The 16,112-nt window shown below is 62.7% G+C and carries 17 protein-coding genes and 5 tRNA genes; 13 read left to right on the plus strand and 9 right to left on the minus strand.

The annotated features are described in order from the left end of the window. Positions 1-90: 90 nt before the first annotated feature. Together CCOS864_RS04830 and CCOS864_RS04835 are read right to left on the minus strand one after the other, a co-directional pair. Positions 91-321 (minus strand): PP0621 family protein, encoded by a 231-nt coding sequence (locus tag CCOS864_RS04830; RefSeq protein WP_115085288.1) that lies wholly within the window; start codon positions 319-321, stop codon positions 91-93. Between the two features lie 93 nt (positions 322-414). After that, entirely contained in the window at positions 415-1,437 is a 1,023-nt protein-coding gene (locus CCOS864_RS04835) for an outer membrane protein assembly factor BamD (protein ID WP_115085289.1), read from the minus strand. A 150-nt stretch (positions 1,438-1,587) separates the two neighbouring features. Here CCOS864_RS04835 and rluD point away from each other — a divergent pair, with 150 nt between their 5' ends. The 8 genes from rluD to CCOS864_RS04875 all read left to right on the plus strand — a co-directional run bounded on the left by rluD (position 1,588) and on the right by CCOS864_RS04875 (position 7,337). Further along, a complete protein-coding gene (gene rluD / locus CCOS864_RS04840) occupies positions 1,588-2,550 on the plus strand; it encodes a 23S rRNA pseudouridine(1911/1915/1917) synthase RluD (protein WP_038998723.1) in 963 nt (320 codons plus the stop codon). Further along, the gene (gene pgeF, locus CCOS864_RS04845) at positions 2,547-3,287 is read left to right on the plus strand and encodes a peptidoglycan editing factor PgeF (RefSeq protein ID WP_115085290.1); all 741 of its coding nucleotides are present in this window, start codon (positions 2,547-2,549) and stop codon (positions 3,285-3,287) included. The genes rluD and pgeF overlap by 4 nt, the downstream gene beginning before the upstream one ends. A 124-nt stretch (positions 3,288-3,411) precedes the next feature. Next, positions 3,412-5,976: an ATP-dependent chaperone ClpB gene (gene clpB / locus CCOS864_RS04850; RefSeq protein ID WP_115085291.1), complete on the plus strand. Its 2,565-nt coding sequence runs from the start codon at positions 3,412-3,414 to the stop codon at positions 5,974-5,976. A 303-nt stretch (positions 5,977-6,279) separates the two neighbouring features. Further along, positions 6,280-6,355 (plus strand) — tRNA-Asn (locus CCOS864_RS04855). Positions 6,356-6,365: 10 nt separating this feature from the next. Next, positions 6,366-6,442 (plus strand) — tRNA-Pro (locus CCOS864_RS04860). Between the two features lie 5 nt (positions 6,443-6,447). Beyond that, a tRNA-Lys gene (locus CCOS864_RS04865) sits at positions 6,448-6,523 on the plus strand. Positions 6,524-6,621: 98 nt separating this feature from the next. Then, a tRNA-Pro gene (locus tag CCOS864_RS04870) sits at positions 6,622-6,698 on the plus strand. A 96-nt stretch (positions 6,699-6,794) separates the two neighbouring features. After that, the gene (locus CCOS864_RS04875) at positions 6,795-7,337 is read left to right on the plus strand and encodes a dihydrofolate reductase family protein (protein WP_115085292.1); all 543 of its coding nucleotides are present in this window, start codon (positions 6,795-6,797) and stop codon (positions 7,335-7,337) included. Between the two features lie 115 nt (positions 7,338-7,452). Here the strand turns inward: CCOS864_RS04875 and CCOS864_RS04880 are convergent, their stop codons facing one another. The 3 genes from CCOS864_RS04880 to CCOS864_RS04890 all read right to left on the minus strand — a co-directional run bounded on the left by CCOS864_RS04880 (position 7,453) and on the right by CCOS864_RS04890 (position 9,804). Further along, positions 7,453-8,748 (minus strand): NAD(P)/FAD-dependent oxidoreductase, encoded by a 1,296-nt coding sequence (locus tag CCOS864_RS04880; RefSeq protein ID WP_010220616.1) that lies wholly within the window; start codon positions 8,746-8,748, stop codon positions 7,453-7,455. Between the two features lie 84 nt (positions 8,749-8,832). Beyond that, positions 8,833-9,006: a DUF3094 family protein gene (locus tag CCOS864_RS04885; RefSeq protein ID WP_081492759.1), complete on the minus strand. Its 174-nt coding sequence runs from the start codon at positions 9,004-9,006 to the stop codon at positions 8,833-8,835. Positions 9,007-9,174: 168 nt separating this feature from the next. Then, positions 9,175-9,804, minus strand: coding sequence for a DUF1780 domain-containing protein (locus CCOS864_RS04890; RefSeq protein WP_010220617.1), 630 nt, complete (start codon positions 9,802-9,804; stop codon positions 9,175-9,177). Between the two features lie 118 nt (positions 9,805-9,922). Between CCOS864_RS04890 and CCOS864_RS04895 the strand changes: the two genes are divergently transcribed. The 3 genes from CCOS864_RS04895 to CCOS864_RS04905 are packed head-to-tail and all read left to right on the plus strand — an operon-like array spanning position 9,923 to position 12,366. Continuing rightward, positions 9,923-10,384 (plus strand): hypothetical protein, encoded by a 462-nt coding sequence (locus CCOS864_RS04895; RefSeq protein WP_148708516.1) that lies wholly within the window; start codon positions 9,923-9,925, stop codon positions 10,382-10,384. 29 nt (positions 10,385-10,413) lie between these two features. After that, complete coding sequence (locus tag CCOS864_RS04900; protein ID WP_115085294.1) at positions 10,414-11,631, plus strand: MFS transporter; 1,218 nt, start codon at positions 10,414-10,416, stop codon at positions 11,629-11,631. Between the two features lie 45 nt (positions 11,632-11,676). Continuing rightward, positions 11,677-12,366, plus strand: a complete 690-nt coding sequence (locus CCOS864_RS04905) for an energy-coupling factor ABC transporter permease (RefSeq protein ID WP_115085295.1) — start codon at positions 11,677-11,679, stop codon at positions 12,364-12,366. A gap of 4 nt (positions 12,367-12,370) precedes the next feature. On the opposite strand, the gene yacG is transcribed toward CCOS864_RS04905, so the two are convergent. The 4 genes from yacG to CCOS864_RS04925 are packed head-to-tail and all read right to left on the minus strand — an operon-like array spanning position 12,371 to position 15,271. Further along, positions 12,371-12,571: a DNA gyrase inhibitor YacG gene (yacG, locus tag CCOS864_RS04910; protein WP_115085296.1), complete on the minus strand. Its 201-nt coding sequence runs from the start codon at positions 12,569-12,571 to the stop codon at positions 12,371-12,373. Then, on the minus strand, positions 12,568-13,191 hold the full coding sequence (coaE, locus tag CCOS864_RS04915; RefSeq protein ID WP_115085297.1) for a dephospho-CoA kinase: 624 nt from the start codon (positions 13,189-13,191) through the stop codon (positions 12,568-12,570). Before coaE ends, yacG begins: the two co-directional genes overlap by 4 nt. Then, positions 13,191-14,060 (minus strand): prepilin peptidase, encoded by an 870-nt coding sequence (locus tag CCOS864_RS04920; RefSeq protein ID WP_115085298.1) that lies wholly within the window; start codon positions 14,058-14,060, stop codon positions 13,191-13,193. The genes coaE and CCOS864_RS04920 overlap by 1 nt, the downstream gene beginning before the upstream one ends. A 2-nt stretch (positions 14,061-14,062) precedes the next feature. Further along, the gene (locus tag CCOS864_RS04925; protein WP_115085299.1) at positions 14,063-15,271 is read right to left on the minus strand and encodes a type II secretion system F family protein; all 1,209 of its coding nucleotides are present in this window, start codon (positions 15,269-15,271) and stop codon (positions 14,063-14,065) included. A 218-nt stretch (positions 15,272-15,489) separates the two neighbouring features. Here CCOS864_RS04925 and CCOS864_RS04930 point away from each other — a divergent pair, with 218 nt between their 5' ends. Together CCOS864_RS04930 and CCOS864_RS04935 are read left to right on the plus strand one after the other, a co-directional pair. After that, positions 15,490-15,900, plus strand: a complete 411-nt coding sequence (locus CCOS864_RS04930; protein ID WP_115085300.1) for a pilin — start codon at positions 15,490-15,492, stop codon at positions 15,898-15,900. A gap of 70 nt (positions 15,901-15,970) precedes the next feature. Continuing rightward, positions 15,971-16,046 (plus strand) — tRNA-Thr (locus tag CCOS864_RS04935). Positions 16,047-16,112 lie beyond the last annotated feature (66 nt).

Here is a 16,112-nt window from a genome sequence, read left to right on the forward strand (position 1 = left end):
GGCAAGCCAGCTCCCACAGGAAAGCAGATATCTTCAGACCCCTGCCGTATCTGTGGGAGCTGGCTTGCCAGCGATGGCCGCGCCGCGCAATCAGCGCTGCGCCCCGGGCCCCTGCTCCAGGTGCGCCTGGCTGCAATACCACTGCGCCCCGCGATGCAACGCCCGGTCACTGGGCAAATGCACGCCGCAATGGGCGCAGCGGACCATCTTCAGCGGGTCTTCGAGGCTGTTGCTTTGCCCAGCAGCATTGCTGGCCTTGAACTTGCGCCACAGCCAGAATGCGGCAGCAATCAGGGCAATCCAGAAAAGTAGGCGAACCATGGTGTCCAGCTTTATCAGTGAAGAGCCTTCAGTCTAGGGCTCAGGCATGAAAAAAGGGAGGCCTTGGCCTCCCTTTATCTTTTACACGATGGCTCAGTCGAACACACCGAAGGTCATGTAGCTGAACCAGGAGCGGTCTTCGTTGTTGCCTTCCGCTTCGTGGTTCTCTTCTTCGATGACGTCACCGTTGGCATCTTTAGGCTGCAGCTCTTGCGGGATCGCATCTTTGGCGTCCTGGTACTGCTTGATCACGTCCTGGTTGGCGCGGGTTTCGCCCGGCGGCAGCGGCGTGGCGGTATCGATCAGGCCCAGGGTGGCCTTGGACAGCCACGAGCGGTTGTCGGCCTCGTTCTGCTGCGGCACGAACTGGCCATCGACCAGGCTCGGGTGATCCGGGTAGTTGAGCTTGAGGGTTTCCAGGCTGGTAGCGGCCAGTTCGTCCAGGTGCAGGCGCATGTAGGCTTCGGTCATCACCGCCAGGCCGTCGCCGACCGATGGGGTTTCCTGGAAGTTCTCGACCACGTAGCGGCCACGGTTGGCGGCAGCGACATAGGCCTGACGGGTCAGGTAGTAGTCGGCCACGTGGATTTCGTAGGAGGCCAGCAGGTTGCGCAGGTAGATCATGCGCTGCTTGGCGTCTGGCGAATAGCGGCTGTTGGGGAAGCGGCTGGTCAGCTGGGCGAACTCGTTGTACGAGTCGCGGGCAGCACCCGGGTCACGCTTGGTCATGTCCAGCGGCAGGAAGCGCGCCAGCAGGCCGCGGTCCTGGTCGAAAGAGGTCAGACCCTTGAGGTAGTAGGCGTAGTCGACGTTCGGATGCTGCGGATGCAAGCGAATGAAACGCTCGGCAGCAGACTTGGCAGCCTCTGGCTCGGCGTTCTTGTAGTTCGCGTAGATCAGCTCGAGCTGGGCCTGGTCGGCGTAGCGGCCGAACGGATAGCGCGATTCCAGAGCCTTCAGCTTGCTTGTGGCGCTGGTATAGCTGTGGTTGTCCAGGTCGGCCTGCGCCTGCTGGTACAGCTCGGCTTCGCTCAGGTTTTCGTCGACGACTTCCTTCGAAGAACAAGCAGCGGTCAGTCCGAGGATGGCGATCAGCAGCAGGTGTTTCACTTGCATGGCGGCTTGCGTCCCTATGACGGCCGCTGTCTTGGGCGTGGCCGTCCTGTTATGATGAGCACCCCGATGCAACCCTCGGGGCAAAAGACGTCGTATTTAACCACAAGCGCGCAGTCGAAACCAAAGGCTGTGCCGCCCGCTGATTCGAGCATGTCCGAGATCATTCAACTTCGCGCAGAGGTGCCGTCCGAATTGGGCGGGCAACGCCTCGACCAAGTCGCCGCCCAATTGTTCGCTGAGCACTCGCGCTCGCGCCTGTCCACCTGGATCAAGGAGGGGCGCCTGACGGTCGATGGCGCTGTCCTGCGTCCACGCGATATCGTCCACGGCGGTGCGCTGCTGGCGCTCGATGCCGAGCAGGAAGCCCAGGGCGAGTGGGTGGCCCAGGACATCGAGCTGGATATCGTCTACGAAGACGACCACATCCTGGTGATCAACAAGCCTGCCGGGCTTGTGGTCCACCCGGCTGCGGGCCACGCCGATGGCACCCTGCTCAATGCCCTGCTGCACCATGTGCCGGACATCATCAATGTGCCGCGCGCCGGTATCGTCCACCGCCTGGACAAGGACACCACCGGTCTGATGGTGGTGGCCAAGACCATCCAGGCGCAGACCCAGCTGGTCGCCCAGTTGCAAAGCCGCAGCGTCAGCCGCATCTATGAATGCATCGTGATCGGCGTGGTAACGGCCGGCGGCAAGATCAACGCGCCGATTGGGCGCCATGGCGGGCAGCGCCAGCGCATGGCGGTGACCGAAGGCGGCAAGCCGGCGGTCAGCCACTACCGCGTACTGGAGCGCTTCCGCTCGCACACCCACGTGCGGGTCAAGCTCGAGACCGGGCGTACCCACCAGATCCGCGTGCACATGGCTCACGTCAACTTCCCGTTGGTCGGCGATCCGGTCTATGGCGGGCGTTTCCGTATTCCGCCAGCGGCCAGCCTGACCATGGTCGACGCGCTCAAGACCTTCCCGCGCCAGGCCTTGCATGCACGCTTCCTGGAGCTGGATCACCCGGTGACCGGCGAGCGCATGGGCTGGGAATCGGCGCTGCCGGACGACTTCGTCTGGCTGCTGTCGCTGCTCAAGCAGGACCGCGAGGCGTTCGTCGGATGAGCGAGCTGACGCAAGCGTTGTTGATCCCCGACTGGCCTGCGCCAGCCGCGGTTCGCGCCTGCGTCACCACGCGCAGCGGCGGGGTCAGCCTGCCGCCCTATGAAAGCTTCAACCTCGGTGACCATGTTGGCGATGCGCCAGCCGCGGTGGCCGAGAACCGCCGGCGCCTGACCGCCGAGTTCGGCATCCAGCCGGCCTGGCTCAAGCAGGTGCATGGCGTGGTGGTGGCCGATGCCGACCCCAGTGTTATCGCCGAAGCCGATGCCAGCTACAGCGCGACCCCGGGCATTGCCTGCACGGTGATGACCGCCGACTGTTTACCGGTGCTGTTCTGCGACCGCGCCGGCACCCGGGTAGCCGCCGCCCACGCCGGCTGGCGCGGGCTGGCCAACGGTGTGCTCGAAGCCACCCTCGATCGCCTGGGGCTGCCGCCGGAAGAGGTGCTGGTGTGGCTCGGCCCGGCCATTGGCCCGCAAGCCTTCGAAGTCGGCCTGGAAGTACGCGACGCGTTCACGACCGTTCATCCGGAAACGGCCCAGGCCTTCGTGCCCGGTGCCCAGCCCGGCAAGCTGATGGCCGATATCTACGAACTGGCCCGCCTGCGCCTGGCAGCACGCGGCGTCGATGCAGTCTATGGTGGTGGCTTGTGCACCGTCAGCGACCCGCGCTTCTATTCTTATCGGCGCACCCCGCAGGGTGGCCGCTTCGCTTCCCTGGTCTGGCTGGCACCGCGCTGACCTGGATCAAGCCCGTCAAGCTTGAAACCTCCAGAATCACCCTCATCTACAGTGGTATCTCAGGCAGGTTTTTCTTCATCAGGTGTGTCCATCGCTCCGACCTGCCCATAAAGGAAGGTAACCCATGCGAATAGACCGTTTGACCAGCAAGCTGCAATTAGCGTTATCCGATTCCCAATCCCTGGCCGTGGGCATGGACCATCCGGCCATCGAGCCTGCGCACCTGGTGCAGGCCCTGATCGATCAGCAGGGCGGTTCGATCAAGCCGCTGCTGATGCAGGTCGGCTTTGACGTCAACAGCCTGCGCAAGGCGTTGAGCAAAGAGCTCGACCAACTGCCGAAAATCCAGAACCCCACCGGCGACGTCAACATGTCCCAGGACCTGGCGCGCCTGCTCAACCAGGCTGACCGCCTGGCCCAGCAGAAGGGCGACCAGTTCATCTCCAGCGAGCTTGTGCTGCTGGCGGCCATGGACGAGAACAGCAAGCTCGGCAAGTTGCTGCTCGGCCAGGGCGTGACCAAAAAAGCCCTGGAAAACGCCATCAGCAACCTGCGTGGCGGCGAGGCGGTCAATGACCCCAACGCCGAAGAATCGCGCCAGGCCCTGGACAAATACACCGTCGACCTGACCAAGCGCGCCGAAGACGGCAAGCTTGACCCGGTGATCGGCCGTGACGACGAAATTCGCCGCACCATCCAGGTGTTGCAACGCCGTACCAAGAACAACCCGGTGCTGATCGGTGAGCCTGGCGTGGGTAAAACCGCCATCGCCGAAGGCCTGGCCCAGCGCATCATCAATGGCGAAGTGCCGGATGGCCTCAAAGGCAAGCGCCTGCTGTCGCTGGACATGGGCGCACTGATCGCCGGTGCCAAGTTCCGCGGCGAGTTCGAAGAGCGCCTCAAAGGCCTGCTCAACGAGTTGTCCAAGCAGGAAGGGCAGATCATCCTGTTCATCGATGAACTGCACACCATGGTCGGCGCCGGTAAAGGCGAAGGCTCGATGGATGCCGGCAACATGCTCAAGCCGGCCCTGGCCCGTGGCGAGCTGCACTGCGTTGGCGCCACCACGCTGAACGAGTACCGCCAGTACATTGAAAAGGATGCGGCGCTTGAGCGGCGTTTCCAGAAAGTACTGGTAGAAGAGCCGAGCGAAGAAGACACCATCGCCATCCTGCGTGGCCTCAAAGAACGTTACGAGGTGCACCACAAGGTAGCGATCACCGACGGCGCGATCATCGCCGCGGCCAAGCTCAGCCACCGCTACATCACCGATCGGCAACTGCCGGACAAGGCCATCGACCTGATCGACGAAGCGGCCAGCCGCATCCGCATGGAGATCGACTCCAAGCCGGAAGTGCTCGACCGCCTGGAGCGCCGCCTGATTCAGCTGAAGGTTGAATCCCAGGCGCTGAAGAAAGAAGACGACGAAGCCGCGCTCAAGCGTCTGGAGAAACTCACCGAAGAGATCGTCCGGCTGGAGCGCGAGTACGCTGACCTGGAAGAGATCTGGACCTCGGAAAAAGCCGAAGTGCAGGGCTCGGCGCAGATCCAGCAGAAGATCGAACAGTCGCGTCAGGAGCTTGAAGCTGCCCGCCGCAAGGGCGACCTCAGCCGCATGGCCGAGCTGCAGTACGGGGTGATCCCGGACCTGGAGCGCAGCCTGCAGATGGTCGACCAGCACGGCAAGGCAGAAAACCAGCTGCTGCGTAACAAGGTCACCGAAGAAGAGATTGCCGAAGTCGTCTCCAAGTGGACCGGCATCCCGGTGTCGAAGATGCTCGAAGGCGAGCGGGAAAAACTGCTGAAGATGGAAAGCCTGCTGCACGAGCGGGTGATCGGCCAGGAAGAAGCGGTCGTCGCGGTGTCCAACGCTGTGCGTCGTTCGCGTGCCGGCCTGTCGGACCCGAACCGCCCAAGCGGCTCGTTCCTGTTCCTCGGCCCGACCGGTGTCGGTAAAACCGAGCTGTGCAAGGCGTTGGCCGAATTCCTCTTCGATACTGAAGAGGCCATGGTGCGTATCGATATGTCCGAGTTCATGGAGAAACATTCCGTGGCTCGCCTGATCGGTGCACCACCAGGCTATGTGGGATACGAAGAGGGTGGCTACCTGACCGAAGCCGTGCGGCGCAAACCTTATGCCGTAGTGCTGCTCGACGAGGTCGAGAAGGCTCACCCGGATGTGTTCAACGTGTTGCTGCAGGTGCTTGAAGACGGTCGCCTGACCGACAGCCACGGGCGGACGGTGGATTTCCGCAATACCGTGATTGTCATGACCTCCAACCTGGGCTCCTCGCAGATCCAGGAACTGGTGGGCGATCGTGAAGCACAGCGTGCGGCGGTAATGGACGCCGTGGGTTCGCACTTCCGTCCGGAGTTCATCAACCGGATCGACGAAGTGGTGGTGTTCGAACCGCTGGGTCGCGAGCAGATTGCCGGCATCACCCAGATCCAGCTCGGCCGCTTGCGCAGCCGTCTGGCCGAACGCGACCTGAGCCTGGAGCTCAGCCCCGAGGCGCTGGATAAACTGATCGCCGTCGGTTACGACCCGGTCTATGGCGCACGGCCGCTGAAACGGGCGATCCAGCGCTGGATCGAGAACCCGTTGGCGCAGCTGATCCTGTCGGGCCAGTTCCTGCCAGGCAGCGCCATTACGGCGAAGGTAGAGGGCGAAGAGATCGTCTTCGCCTGAGTTTTCGGCGGGTTACGCTAAGGCCTCGAATTTCGAGGCCTTTTTTCTTTGCATTTTTTCTCGAGTGCTTGTAAAGTGCGCCCCGCTGTATGTCACCCCGCAGTTTCCCGGCAAAATTGGGAATCTGAAAAAAAGTTGCAAATCAGTAAGTTGAATGCAAATTAGGGGTTGACAAGGGTTTTGAAGGTTGTAGAATAGCGCGCCTCAGAGACATGAACGCAGCGATGCACAAGGTCGAAGAGTTCGAAGCGGTAGTGATACAGCACTCGAAATTGCAGCACTGTTGTAATTGAAATTGATAGTTCCGCGATAGCTCAGTCGGTAGAGCAAATGACTGTTAATCATTGGGTCCCAGGTTCGAGTCCTGGTCGCGGAGCCAAATTTCAAGCCGGGGTATAGCGCAGTCCGGTAGCGCGCCTGCTTTGGGAGCAGGATGTCAGGAGTTCGAATCCCCTTACCCCGACCATTTTTGGGTCGTTAGCTCAGTTGGTAGAGCAGTTGGCTTTTAACCAATTGGTCGTAGGTTCGAATCCTACACGACCCACCATTTTTGAAGCCGGTACGCTGGGTTCAAATCTTAAAAGGTTGGTTTGCCATTAGCAGCCAGCCATAAAAAAGGCGCCTTAATCGGTGCCTTTTTTTTACCGGGGTATAGCGCAGTCCGGTAGCGCGCCTGCTTTGGGAGCAGGATGTCAGGAGTTCGAATCCCCTTACCCCGACCATCTTCAGAAAGAAGGGCACCTTGCAAAAGGTGCCCTTTTTTCGTTTCTGCGGCCTGCCTGATACTATCCGGCTATTTCCTGCAAGGACGCCGCGCCATGCCCCTGAAAACTTCCGTCTACATCGCCACCAGCCTTGATGGCTTCATCGCCCGTGAAAGCGGCGAACTGGACTGGCTGATGGTCGCCACCAGCTCCAGTGACGACCACGGTTACGCGGCGTACATGGCCACTGTCGACACCCTGGTCATGGGCCGCAACACCTTCGAGAAGGTCCTGACCTTTGGCGAGTGGCCGTATCCGCACAAGCGTGTGGTGGTGTTGAGCACCACCCTGGGCGTGGCTGATGTACCGCCAGAACTCGGCAAAGGTGTTGAGGTGCATCCCGGGCCGCTCGCCGACCTGGTCGAGTACCTGCGCGACACCGGCGCCAAGAGCCTGTACCTCGATGGCGGGCAGGTGATTCAGAGCTTTTTGCGCGAAGGGCGACTGGATGAACTGACCATCACCCGCATACCGGTGTTGCTGGGCAGTGGCATCCCGCTGTTCGGGGCCCTGGCGAAGGACGTGACGCTGCAGCATATGCGCAGCACCACCTTTGAAAGCGGGTTTGTGCAGAGTACCTATCGGGTGCTCAAGTAGCGCTTGCAGCTTCCACAGGGATTAATGTCAGGCCTGCTTTTGGAGGTAAACACAGAATCCTGTGGGAGCCGGCCTTGCCGGCGATGAGGCCGGCACTGCCACTACAACTTGAAACTCAGTGCAGCTTCAGCCGCGGCTCAGTCCCGCGCCCGATCCGGCTACCCAGCATCAGCATCAGCGTGCGGAAGGTCCCGTACAGCGCCATCTGGTGCATGCGGTACAGCGACACATAGAACATCCGCGCCAACCAGCCCTCCAGCATCACGCTACCGGTCAGGTTACCCATCAGGTTACCCACCGCCGAAAAGCGCGACAGCGACACCAGCGAGCCATAATCCCGGTACGCATACGTCGGCAACGGCTTGCCTTCCAGGCGAGCCTTCAAGCCCTTGGCCAGCAACGACGCCTGCTGGTGCGCAGCCTGCGCCCGTGGCGGCACGTTGCGGTCGCTGCCCGGTTGCGGGCAGGCGGCGCAGTCGCCGAAGGCGAAAATGTTGTCGTCCAGGGTGGTCTGCAGGGTAGGACGCACCACCAGCTGGTTGATCCGGTTGGTTTCCAGGCCGTCGATATCCTTGAGGAAACCCGGGGCACGAATACCCGCCGCCCAGACCTTCAGACTGGCCTGAATCACGTCACCATTGCTGGTACGCAACTCATCGGCAGTCACTTCACTGACCGCCGCGTTGGTCATCACCGTCACCCCGAGTTTTTCCAGGGTCTTGTGCACCGGCACGCTGATGCGCTCCGGCAGTGCTGGCAGCACCCGCGGGCCGGCTTCGATCAGGGTGATGTGCATGTCTTTGGGCTGGATACGATCCAGGCCGTAAGCCGCCAGCTCATGGGCTGCGTGATGCAGCTCGGCCGCAAGCTCGACACCGGTGGCACCGGCACCGACGATAGCCACGCTGATTTGCTCATTGGCCTGATCGCCGGCGTGGGCGCGCAGGTAATGATTGAGCAACTGCTGGTGGAAACGCTCGGCCTGCTTGCGGGTGTCGAGGAACAGGCAATGCTGCGCCGCGCCCAGGGTGCCGAAATCGTTGGTGTTGCTACCCACCGCGATCACCAGGGTGTCGTAACCCAAGGTCCGCGCAGGCAGCAGTTCGCGGCCGTCCTCATCGAGGGTGGCGGCCAGCTGGATCTGCTTGGTTTCGCGGTCCAGGCCACTCATGCGCCCGAGCTGGAACTGGAAGTGATTCCACTTGGCCTGGGCCACGTAGTTCAGTTCGTCTTCGGAAGAGTTGAGCGAGCCTGCCGCCACTTCATGCAGCAGCGGCTTCCAGATGTGCGTCAGGTTGGCGTCGACCAGGGTGATGCTGGCGCTACCTTTTTTGCCCAGGGTCTTACCCAGGCGGGTCGCCAGTTCCAGGCCGCCGGCGCCGCCGCCGACAATCACAATACGGTGAGTCATGGAGATATCTCATAAGGTTTACGGAATTCGGGTCTTGAGTGGTAGGCCGCACGGGGCGGGCGTTGTGGGCGAGCGCAAGGCAGCTCATAGCACCAGATGACTCAAGAGGCGGCTCAACAAGCCGAGTGCAACGGTCACGACCACCACCAGCAGAAGGAGCAGCCAGGGCCGGAACGGCTTGCGCTCGACTTGGTGCTGGGGGGCTCGCAGGTATTCATCGACGCGACGCTGGTCTTCGGGATTCAGGCGGCTGGTCATGAGGGCCTCGTCAGATAGACGCATGTGACTGTGGGAAAGCTACAGTGTTCACTGTAGTAGCTCGAAGGTCGCCCATCTTTCAGTCACTTGGCTGTCTTTATAACGAATGATTGCGCTTTGTATCACCGGCGCAGAATTTATGCCATCGGGCGTTGGCAGGGGGCCAGCTCAGAGGCTTATGCCGACATCAAAAACGATGCTGCGCCCCAGGTTGCCGCGCAGGAAATCCGGCGCATCCGGGTGGGCAAACAGCACCCGGGCAAAGGTCGGGCCCACCAGTGACAACGAGCGCCAGCCCTGGCGCAGGTATTCGGTGGGCGGCGGAAAGTGGCTGTTGAGGTCGAGCACTTCGCGCTTGAGGCTGGCGAAGGCAATGATGTCCAGTTCGCTCAGGTCGAGGCCGCGCTCCTGATAGTTGTGCGATTTTTTACGCAGAGTCGGCGCCAGGCGCTGCAGCAATTCCTGGGCGCTGATCCGCCGTGGCCGGGCTTCGCGGCGCACCAGCTGGCTCAATGAAAAGGCACTGCGCCGGCGCTGCAGTTCTTCGCGCCATTCGTCGTTCAGGCGCCGGCCTTCATCCAGCACAAAGAACACCTCGAAGGCGGCATCGCGAAACAGCACGTCAGGCGGCTCTTGCCCGGCGGCGGCAAAGTCTTCGCTGCGGTAGGGAATATTCAGGCCTTGCAGCAGGCGCTGGCAGACCCAACGCTCACGTTCCCATTTACGGGCATTGGATAGAAACGCATTGGCTTGTTCGGCCTGAATGGTGAGCAGGCGCAAGTAGTCTGAGTCGTCCATGGGCACAAGCTTAGCGTTCAATTGAGCTTTGCAGGAAATGTCTGCAAGCCATTGCTGCGCCGGTAAGCTAGCGCCTAGACTGCGCACCCGTTGTGGGCTCGAATATCAGGGAAGAAACATGAGCGTAGTAAAGATGGGCGGTGTATTTGGCTCCGGTACGGTGCTGTGCGGCCTGTTGGTATATGGCGTGGGCTTTTTGTTCTGGACGCCTACCGTGCCTTACGACACCCCGGATGGCCGCTATGTAGTGCTCAAGGAGGGCGATTCAGCGCCCTACAGCGTCAAACTCATTGACCATCGCGGCGCCGAAGATGAAATCGTGCGCAGCTACGCCGAGTTCAACCCCAAGGTGCTCAGCGTCGTGCCCGGCGACTACCGCGTGCGCCTGACCCTGAACGAGTTCGGCTGCTACGGCGCCTGGGCCGATGTGCAGGTGTCGGCGACCACCATCAGCGTCATCGGGCAGCAGCGCAACCCCAGTTGCCAACCACCGGACTGGCTGGTGGAAGGCGCCGTGTTCCGCCTGTTCGAGGCACCGAAAGCACCCGCCGAGGCTGATCAGGCCAATCCCGAGGTGTAGTTCAGCTCATTACAGGGACGGACGTGCGTATGGCTGTGTCAGTCTGGCGGATATGGAGCGCGGTGACGGTGCTGTGCATCGCCTCCTTTGCGATGGTGACCTCCGAGTTTGCCCCGATCGGTTTGTTGTCACAGATCTCCGCCGACCTGGCGCAGGAGCCCGCCACGGTCGGGCTCAGCGTGACCTTGTATGCCTGGATCGGCGCGCTGAGCGGCTTGCTCGCCAACAGCCTGAGCCGCTGGATTGGCCGCAAGCCGCTGATGATCGCCCTGATGTTGATACTGGCGGCATCGAATGCGCTCTCGGCAATCGCCCCGGAGTTTTCTGCACTGCTGGGGGCCAGGGCAGTGGGGGCGTTGGCCCATGGCGTGTTCTGGGCCACCGTGGCCGCCACCGCCGCCCTGATCGCGCCCGCCCGGCAGATGGGCCTGGCCACCTCGATCGTGCTCGGCGGCATCACCCTCGCCACGGTCATGGGCGTGCCACTGGTCAACCTGGTAGGCCAGTACGACGGCTGGCGAACCGCCTTTGCTTGCCTGGCGTTGCTCTGTGTCGCCAGTGCCGGGGCAATCGCCCTGGTCGTCCCTGATCTTGGCCTGGTTGCCGCAGCACCAGGCACGGGTTATGCGGCGGTGCTAAGGCGCCGGGACCTACTGATCACCTTCGCCATAACCGCGCTGACGGCGGCCGCACATTTTGCCGCCTATACCTTTGTCGAGCCCTTTATCAGTCAGGTGCGTGACATCACGCCGGTGCTGATCGCAGCACTGCTTTTTGCCTTCGGTGCCGCAGGCTTTATCGGCAATCTGTTGAGCGCGATCTTCATCGACCGCTACCTCAAGCTCTTCATCCTCCTGGCCCTGATCGCCATGGCAGGGGCGCTGCTGACCCTGGGCCTGCTCGGGCCCGAGTTGAATCTGCTGGCCGTGGCGACCTTGCTGATGGTCTGGGGCGTTGCCATCTCGGCGCTGTTCACCGGTCTGCAGACCTGGGTGTTGCGCATCGCCGGCGCCCATACCGTTCCGGCCACGGCCCTGCATACGGCAGTGCTCAATGGCGCAATCGGCCTGGGGGTGATCATCGGCGGTGGGGCGCTTGAGGTGATCGGCCTGCGGGGCGCCATGCTCGGCGCCAGCATGGTGATAGTCCCAGCCATTGTGCTGCTGGTTGCGTCAGGTGCGCGGCGCCGCGCCACGCCTGCATTTTCCTCAACCACCGAGGCTGATCAAGCCCGCCCCGAGGTGTAGACTGCCCCCACGCCTATTGCCTCACTCGAACAAGGGTTATTTGCCGTGATCAGTGCCGCCGTGCTTTCCAGCCAGACCCTGACCATCGCCTGGGTCGCCTATGTGCCTGTGCTGATCTGGGCGGTGGCGCGTACCCGCTGGCTCGAACTGTTCGCCGACAGCCGTCGCCAGCATTTGCTGTTCGGCACGGTGTTCGCCTTGTTTGCCCTGTGGCTGGTGCGGCGTGACTTCGACACCGGGGTGTCGTATCACTTCATCGGCATGACCGCCGTGACCTTGCTGCTGGACTGGCCACTGGCGATTGTCGGGGGCTTGCTGGCGCAGCTCGGCCTGCTGGCGCTGGGGCGCCAGGACCTGGCGGCGATGGGGGTCAATGGCCTGCTGCTGATCGGCCTGCCGGTGCTGGTTACCGAAGTGTGCGCGATGCTGGTGGAGCGGGCGCAGCCGCGCAACCTGTTCGTTTATATCTTCTGTTCGGGGTTCTTTGCCGCGGCGCTGTCGGCACTGTTGTGCCTGCTCGGTGGGCTGGGTTTGCTGTGGATGGACGGGCGTTTCGTCATGCCGGAGTGGATCGAGGACTTTATCGGCTACCTGTGGCTGATCATCTTCCCCGAAGCCTTCATCAACGGCATGGTGGTCAGCGCCCTGGTGGTGTTCTGCCCGGAGTGGCTGGAGACCTTCAACCGGACCCGCTACCTGCAGGCCCCGTGGAAGGATGACGACCCTGAGCGCTGACGCCTCAGTGGCGCGGGTCGAGGTCGCCGGAGAACAGCTCGTCTTCGGCATCCGGTGCGACCGGAATCTTGTGTTCTTCCGAGGCCCAGGCACCCAGGTCGATCAGCTTGCAGCGGTCGGAACAGAACGGCCGGAACGGGCTAGCCGCGTTCCATTCCACAGGGGCGCCACAGGTCGGGCAATCTACGGTTGTTGGTTGGCTCATGCTTGGCCTCCTCGCAAAGTCAGGTAAAAGTGGTGCAGGCGGTCGACCTCCGAGCGCAGCCAGTCCAGATCGCGGTCATTGACCAGCACGTCATGGGCGTGGCGCAGGCGTTCTTCGCGGCTGGCCTGGGCCTTGAGGATGGCCTGCACCTGTTCGGCGCTGGTCTGGTCGCGCAGCAGGGTGCGCTGCACTTGCAGCGCCTGCGGTGCATCGATCACCAGCAGGCGGTCGGTACGCTTGTACTGGCCGGACTCCACCATCAACGGCGAAACGAACACCGCATAGGGCGACTCGGCCTTGGCCAGGTAGCTGAAGATCTCCTGGCCGATCAACGGATGCAGCAGCGCTTCGAGCCACAGGCGCTGCTGCGGGTCGGCAAAGATCAGCTCGCGCAGGGCGGCGCGGTTGAGCTGGCCGTCTTCGAGCAGCACCCCCGGGCCGAAACGCTCGACGATACGGGCCAGCGCCGGGCGGCCCGGCTCGACCACCCAGCGCGCGGCCTGATCGGCGTCGACCAGGTGCACACCCAGCTCGACAAAGCGCTGCGCAGCGGCGCTTTTGCCACTGCCGATGCCGCCGGTAAGGCCGAGAATCCAGGGGGTGAAAGCAGCGGTGGTCATCAGAATCCGGAATATTTCAGATAGGAAGTGGTTATTTGACCACCCCAGAGCAGCGCGATCCAGCCCGCGATGGCCAGATAGGGACCAAAGGGGATCGGCGTGCTGGCCTGCTTGCGCTGCAGGCGCAGCATAATCAGCCCGATCAACGCCCCCAATAAGGACGACAGCAGCAGCGTCAGTGGCAGGATCTGCCAGCCACCCCAGGCGCCCAGCATCGCCAGCAACTTGAAGTCGCCGTAGCCCATGCCTTCCTTGCCGGTAACCATCTTGAACACCCAGAACACCGACCACAGGCTCAGGTAACCGGCCACCGTGCCCCATAGGGCATCCTCCAGCGGCACGAACATTTCGAAGGCATTGACGATCAACCCCAGCCACAACAGCGGCAACACCAGGGCATCGGGCAGCAGTTGATGCTCGATGTCGATCATGCTCATGGCCAGCAGGCCCCAGCTCAGCAGCAGCAGGGCCAGGGCGGTGCCGGTGACGCCGAAGCGCCAGGCGACAAACAGGGTCAGCGCCCCGCAGGCGAGTTCCACCAGCGGGTAGCGCGGGCTGATACGCGCCTGGCAACCGGAACAGCGCCCGCGCAAGGCCAGGTAACTAATGACCGGTATGTTTTCCCAGGGGCGAATACGGTGGGCGCAATGCGGGCACTGCGACGGCGGCAACAACAGATCGAAGCGCGGCGCTTGTGCCTCGCTAGGCAGCTCCAGTACCTCGCGGGCCTCGGCCTGCCATTGGCGTTCGAGCATGATCGGCAGGCGATGCACCAGCACATTGAGAAAGCTGCCGACGATCAGCCCGAGCAACAGGGCGATGCTCAGGTACATCAGTGGCTGGCTGGCCAGGGAGTTCAACAGGTTCATGGTCAGATCACATTGCCCAGCTGGAAGATTGGCAGGTACATGGCGATCACCAGGCTGCCCACCAGCAACCCCAGGATCAGCACGATCAGCGGCTCAATCAGGGCCGTGAGGGTGTCGAGCAGGTGGTCGATGGCCTGTTCATAGTGGCTGGCGATCCTGGCGAGCATATCGTCCAGCGTGCCGGCTGTCTCGCCAATGGCGCACATCTGCACCACCAGCGCCGGGAACAAGCCGCTGGCGCGCAATGCCACGTTCAAGGCTAGACCACTGGCCAGGTCCTCGCGCACCTTGTGCAGCGCCTGTTCATACACCGGATTGCCACACGCCCCGGCAACCGTCCCCAGCGCCTCCACCAACGGTACCCCGGCGCCGAACGACGTCGACAAGGTGCGGGCAAAGCGGGCGAGGGCGGCATGCCGGAGCAGGCTGTCAAGCACCGGCAAACGCAGGGCCAGGCGCACCAGCCACAAACGCAACGCAGGCTTGTGTCGATAACCCCAAACCCCCGCGCCACAAGCGCTGCCAAAAGTTATCAACAGCCACCAGAAGTGCGCCCCCAACCACTGTGACAAGCCGATCACCTGTTGGGTAAAGGCCGGCAGCTCGGCACCAAAGCCGCCGAACAACGACTGAAAGCGCGGCACCACCTCCAGCAGCAACAGCGCCGACACCCCGAAGCCCACCAGCAGCACCAGCAGTGGATAAGTCATGGCCTTTTTAAGCCGCGCGCGCAGGGCCTGGCGTTGCTCCTGCAGCGCCGCGACCTGGGCCAACACCACTTCCAGGCTGCCGGACTGCTCACCGGCGTCCACCAGGTTGCAGTACAGCCGATCGAAATAGTGCGGGTGCCGGCGCAGCGCCGTGGCCAGGCTGCTGCCGGCGGCGATATCGGCCTTGATCGCCCCCAGCAGGCTGGCCATCGCCGGGTTGGCGCTGCTTTGGGCGACCACATCCAGCGCTTGCAGCAGCGCCACCCCCGCCTTGAGCAGGGTGGCCAGCTGGCGGCTGAACTGGCTCAGCGCCTTGCCATCCAGTGGCCGGCGCCATTGCCACAACGGCGGGCGCACACTGTCGATGCGCCCCGGGCGAATCCCGCGCTGGCGCAACTGCGCCCTGATCAACGCCGGGCTGCGCGCCGCGCTCTGGCCGCTGATGGCGGCGCCTTGGGCGTTAGTGCCTTGCCAACTGTACATCCGGTTGCTTGCGGTCATCGCCACATCCTTGCTGCGCTGCCTTGCACAAGCCTGGTAACAGCTCCAGGCCCCGAGCGGCGAGCAGTGATGCCCGCCGCCCACTAGAGTAGTCGAGCCAGAGCGACCGAATGACCGTCACGGGGTGACAAAAGGTGTCGGTTCGGGCCTACTGGCGCGCCTGCTGGCGCCGCACCACTGCGGCCTGGCATGAACTGATTTTGTGAGGGAGAGTGTCCATGAAAGGGCAACGCGGTATTACCTTGATCGAACTGATGATCGTGGTGGCGATCATCGGCATTCTGGCGACCATCGCCTTGCCGATTTACACCAACAGCCAGGTACGCACTAAAGCCACGGCGGCCCTGGTAGAAATTTCTGCGCTCAAAACCGCCTTCGACCTGCGCCTGAACGAAGGCAAAGACATCGCCAACGTCGCCGCCCTGGGCGGCCAGGAGCGCACCGCCCACTGCGCCATTGCCGCCAGCGGCACCGCGGCCACCGGCGTGGGCAGCATCGTCTGCACCCTGATCGACGCCCCGGCCATCGCCACCGACAAAACCATCACCCTGACCCGCGCCGCAAGCGGTTGGGCCTGCACCAGCACCCTCAGCGAAGACCTCGCCCCGGCAGGCTGCAAAGCGCTCTGAAACCGGCGCAATTGCTGTTAATAAACAGTGATTTGCGAAAGCGATCCGGCAGTGGTAGCGTTATCGCCACGCCGGTGTAGCTCAGTCGGTAGAGCAGCGCACTCGTAACGCGAAGGTCGCAGGTTCGATTCCTGTCTCCGGCACCAACCAGCTGTTCCGATACGTCTCTCCTTGTATACGGAATCCCCTGAAAAGCCCGCCTAGTGCGGGCT

This window comes from Pseudomonas wadenswilerensis, from assembly GCF_900497695.1.
Classification (GTDB): Bacteria; Pseudomonadota; Gammaproteobacteria; order Pseudomonadales; family Pseudomonadaceae; genus Aquipseudomonas; species Aquipseudomonas wadenswilerensis.

Excerpts from the sequence above, each read along its gene's own strand:
- CCOS864_RS04830 (WP_115085288.1), bottom strand. The coding sequence starts at position 321 with ATGGTTCGCCTACTTTTCTGGATTGCCCTGATTGCTGCCGCATTCTGG.
- CCOS864_RS04835 (WP_115085289.1), bottom strand. The coding sequence starts at position 1,437 with ATGCAAGTGAAACACCTGCTGCTGATCGCCATCCTCGGACTGACCGCT.
- rluD (WP_038998723.1), top strand. The coding sequence starts at position 1,588 with ATGTCCGAGATCATTCAACTTCGCGCAGAGGTGCCGTCCGAATTGGGC.
- pgeF (WP_115085290.1), top strand. The coding sequence starts at position 2,547 with ATGAGCGAGCTGACGCAAGCGTTGTTGATCCCCGACTGGCCTGCGCCA.
- clpB (WP_115085291.1), top strand. The coding sequence starts at position 3,412 with ATGCGAATAGACCGTTTGACCAGCAAGCTGCAATTAGCGTTATCCGAT.
- CCOS864_RS04875 (WP_115085292.1), top strand. The coding sequence starts at position 6,795 with ATGCCCCTGAAAACTTCCGTCTACATCGCCACCAGCCTTGATGGCTTC.
- CCOS864_RS04880 (WP_010220616.1), bottom strand. The coding sequence starts at position 8,748 with ATGACTCACCGTATTGTGATTGTCGGCGGCGGCGCCGGCGGCCTGGAA.
- CCOS864_RS04885 (WP_081492759.1), bottom strand. The coding sequence starts at position 9,006 with ATGACCAGCCGCCTGAATCCCGAAGACCAGCGTCGCGTCGATGAATAC.
- CCOS864_RS04890 (WP_010220617.1), bottom strand. The coding sequence starts at position 9,804 with ATGGACGACTCAGACTACTTGCGCCTGCTCACCATTCAGGCCGAACAA.
- CCOS864_RS04895 (WP_148708516.1), top strand. The coding sequence starts at position 9,923 with ATGAGCGTAGTAAAGATGGGCGGTGTATTTGGCTCCGGTACGGTGCTG.
- CCOS864_RS04900 (WP_115085294.1), top strand. The coding sequence starts at position 10,414 with ATGGCTGTGTCAGTCTGGCGGATATGGAGCGCGGTGACGGTGCTGTGC.
- yacG (WP_115085296.1), bottom strand. The coding sequence starts at position 12,571 with ATGAGCCAACCAACAACCGTAGATTGCCCGACCTGTGGCGCCCCTGTG.
- coaE (WP_115085297.1), bottom strand. The coding sequence starts at position 13,191 with ATGACCACCGCTGCTTTCACCCCCTGGATTCTCGGCCTTACCGGCGGC.
- CCOS864_RS04920 (WP_115085298.1), bottom strand. The coding sequence starts at position 14,060 with ATGAACCTGTTGAACTCCCTGGCCAGCCAGCCACTGATGTACCTGAGC.
- CCOS864_RS04925 (WP_115085299.1), bottom strand. The coding sequence starts at position 15,271 with ATGACCGCAAGCAACCGGATGTACAGTTGGCAAGGCACTAACGCCCAA.
- CCOS864_RS04930 (WP_115085300.1), top strand. The coding sequence starts at position 15,490 with ATGAAAGGGCAACGCGGTATTACCTTGATCGAACTGATGATCGTGGTG.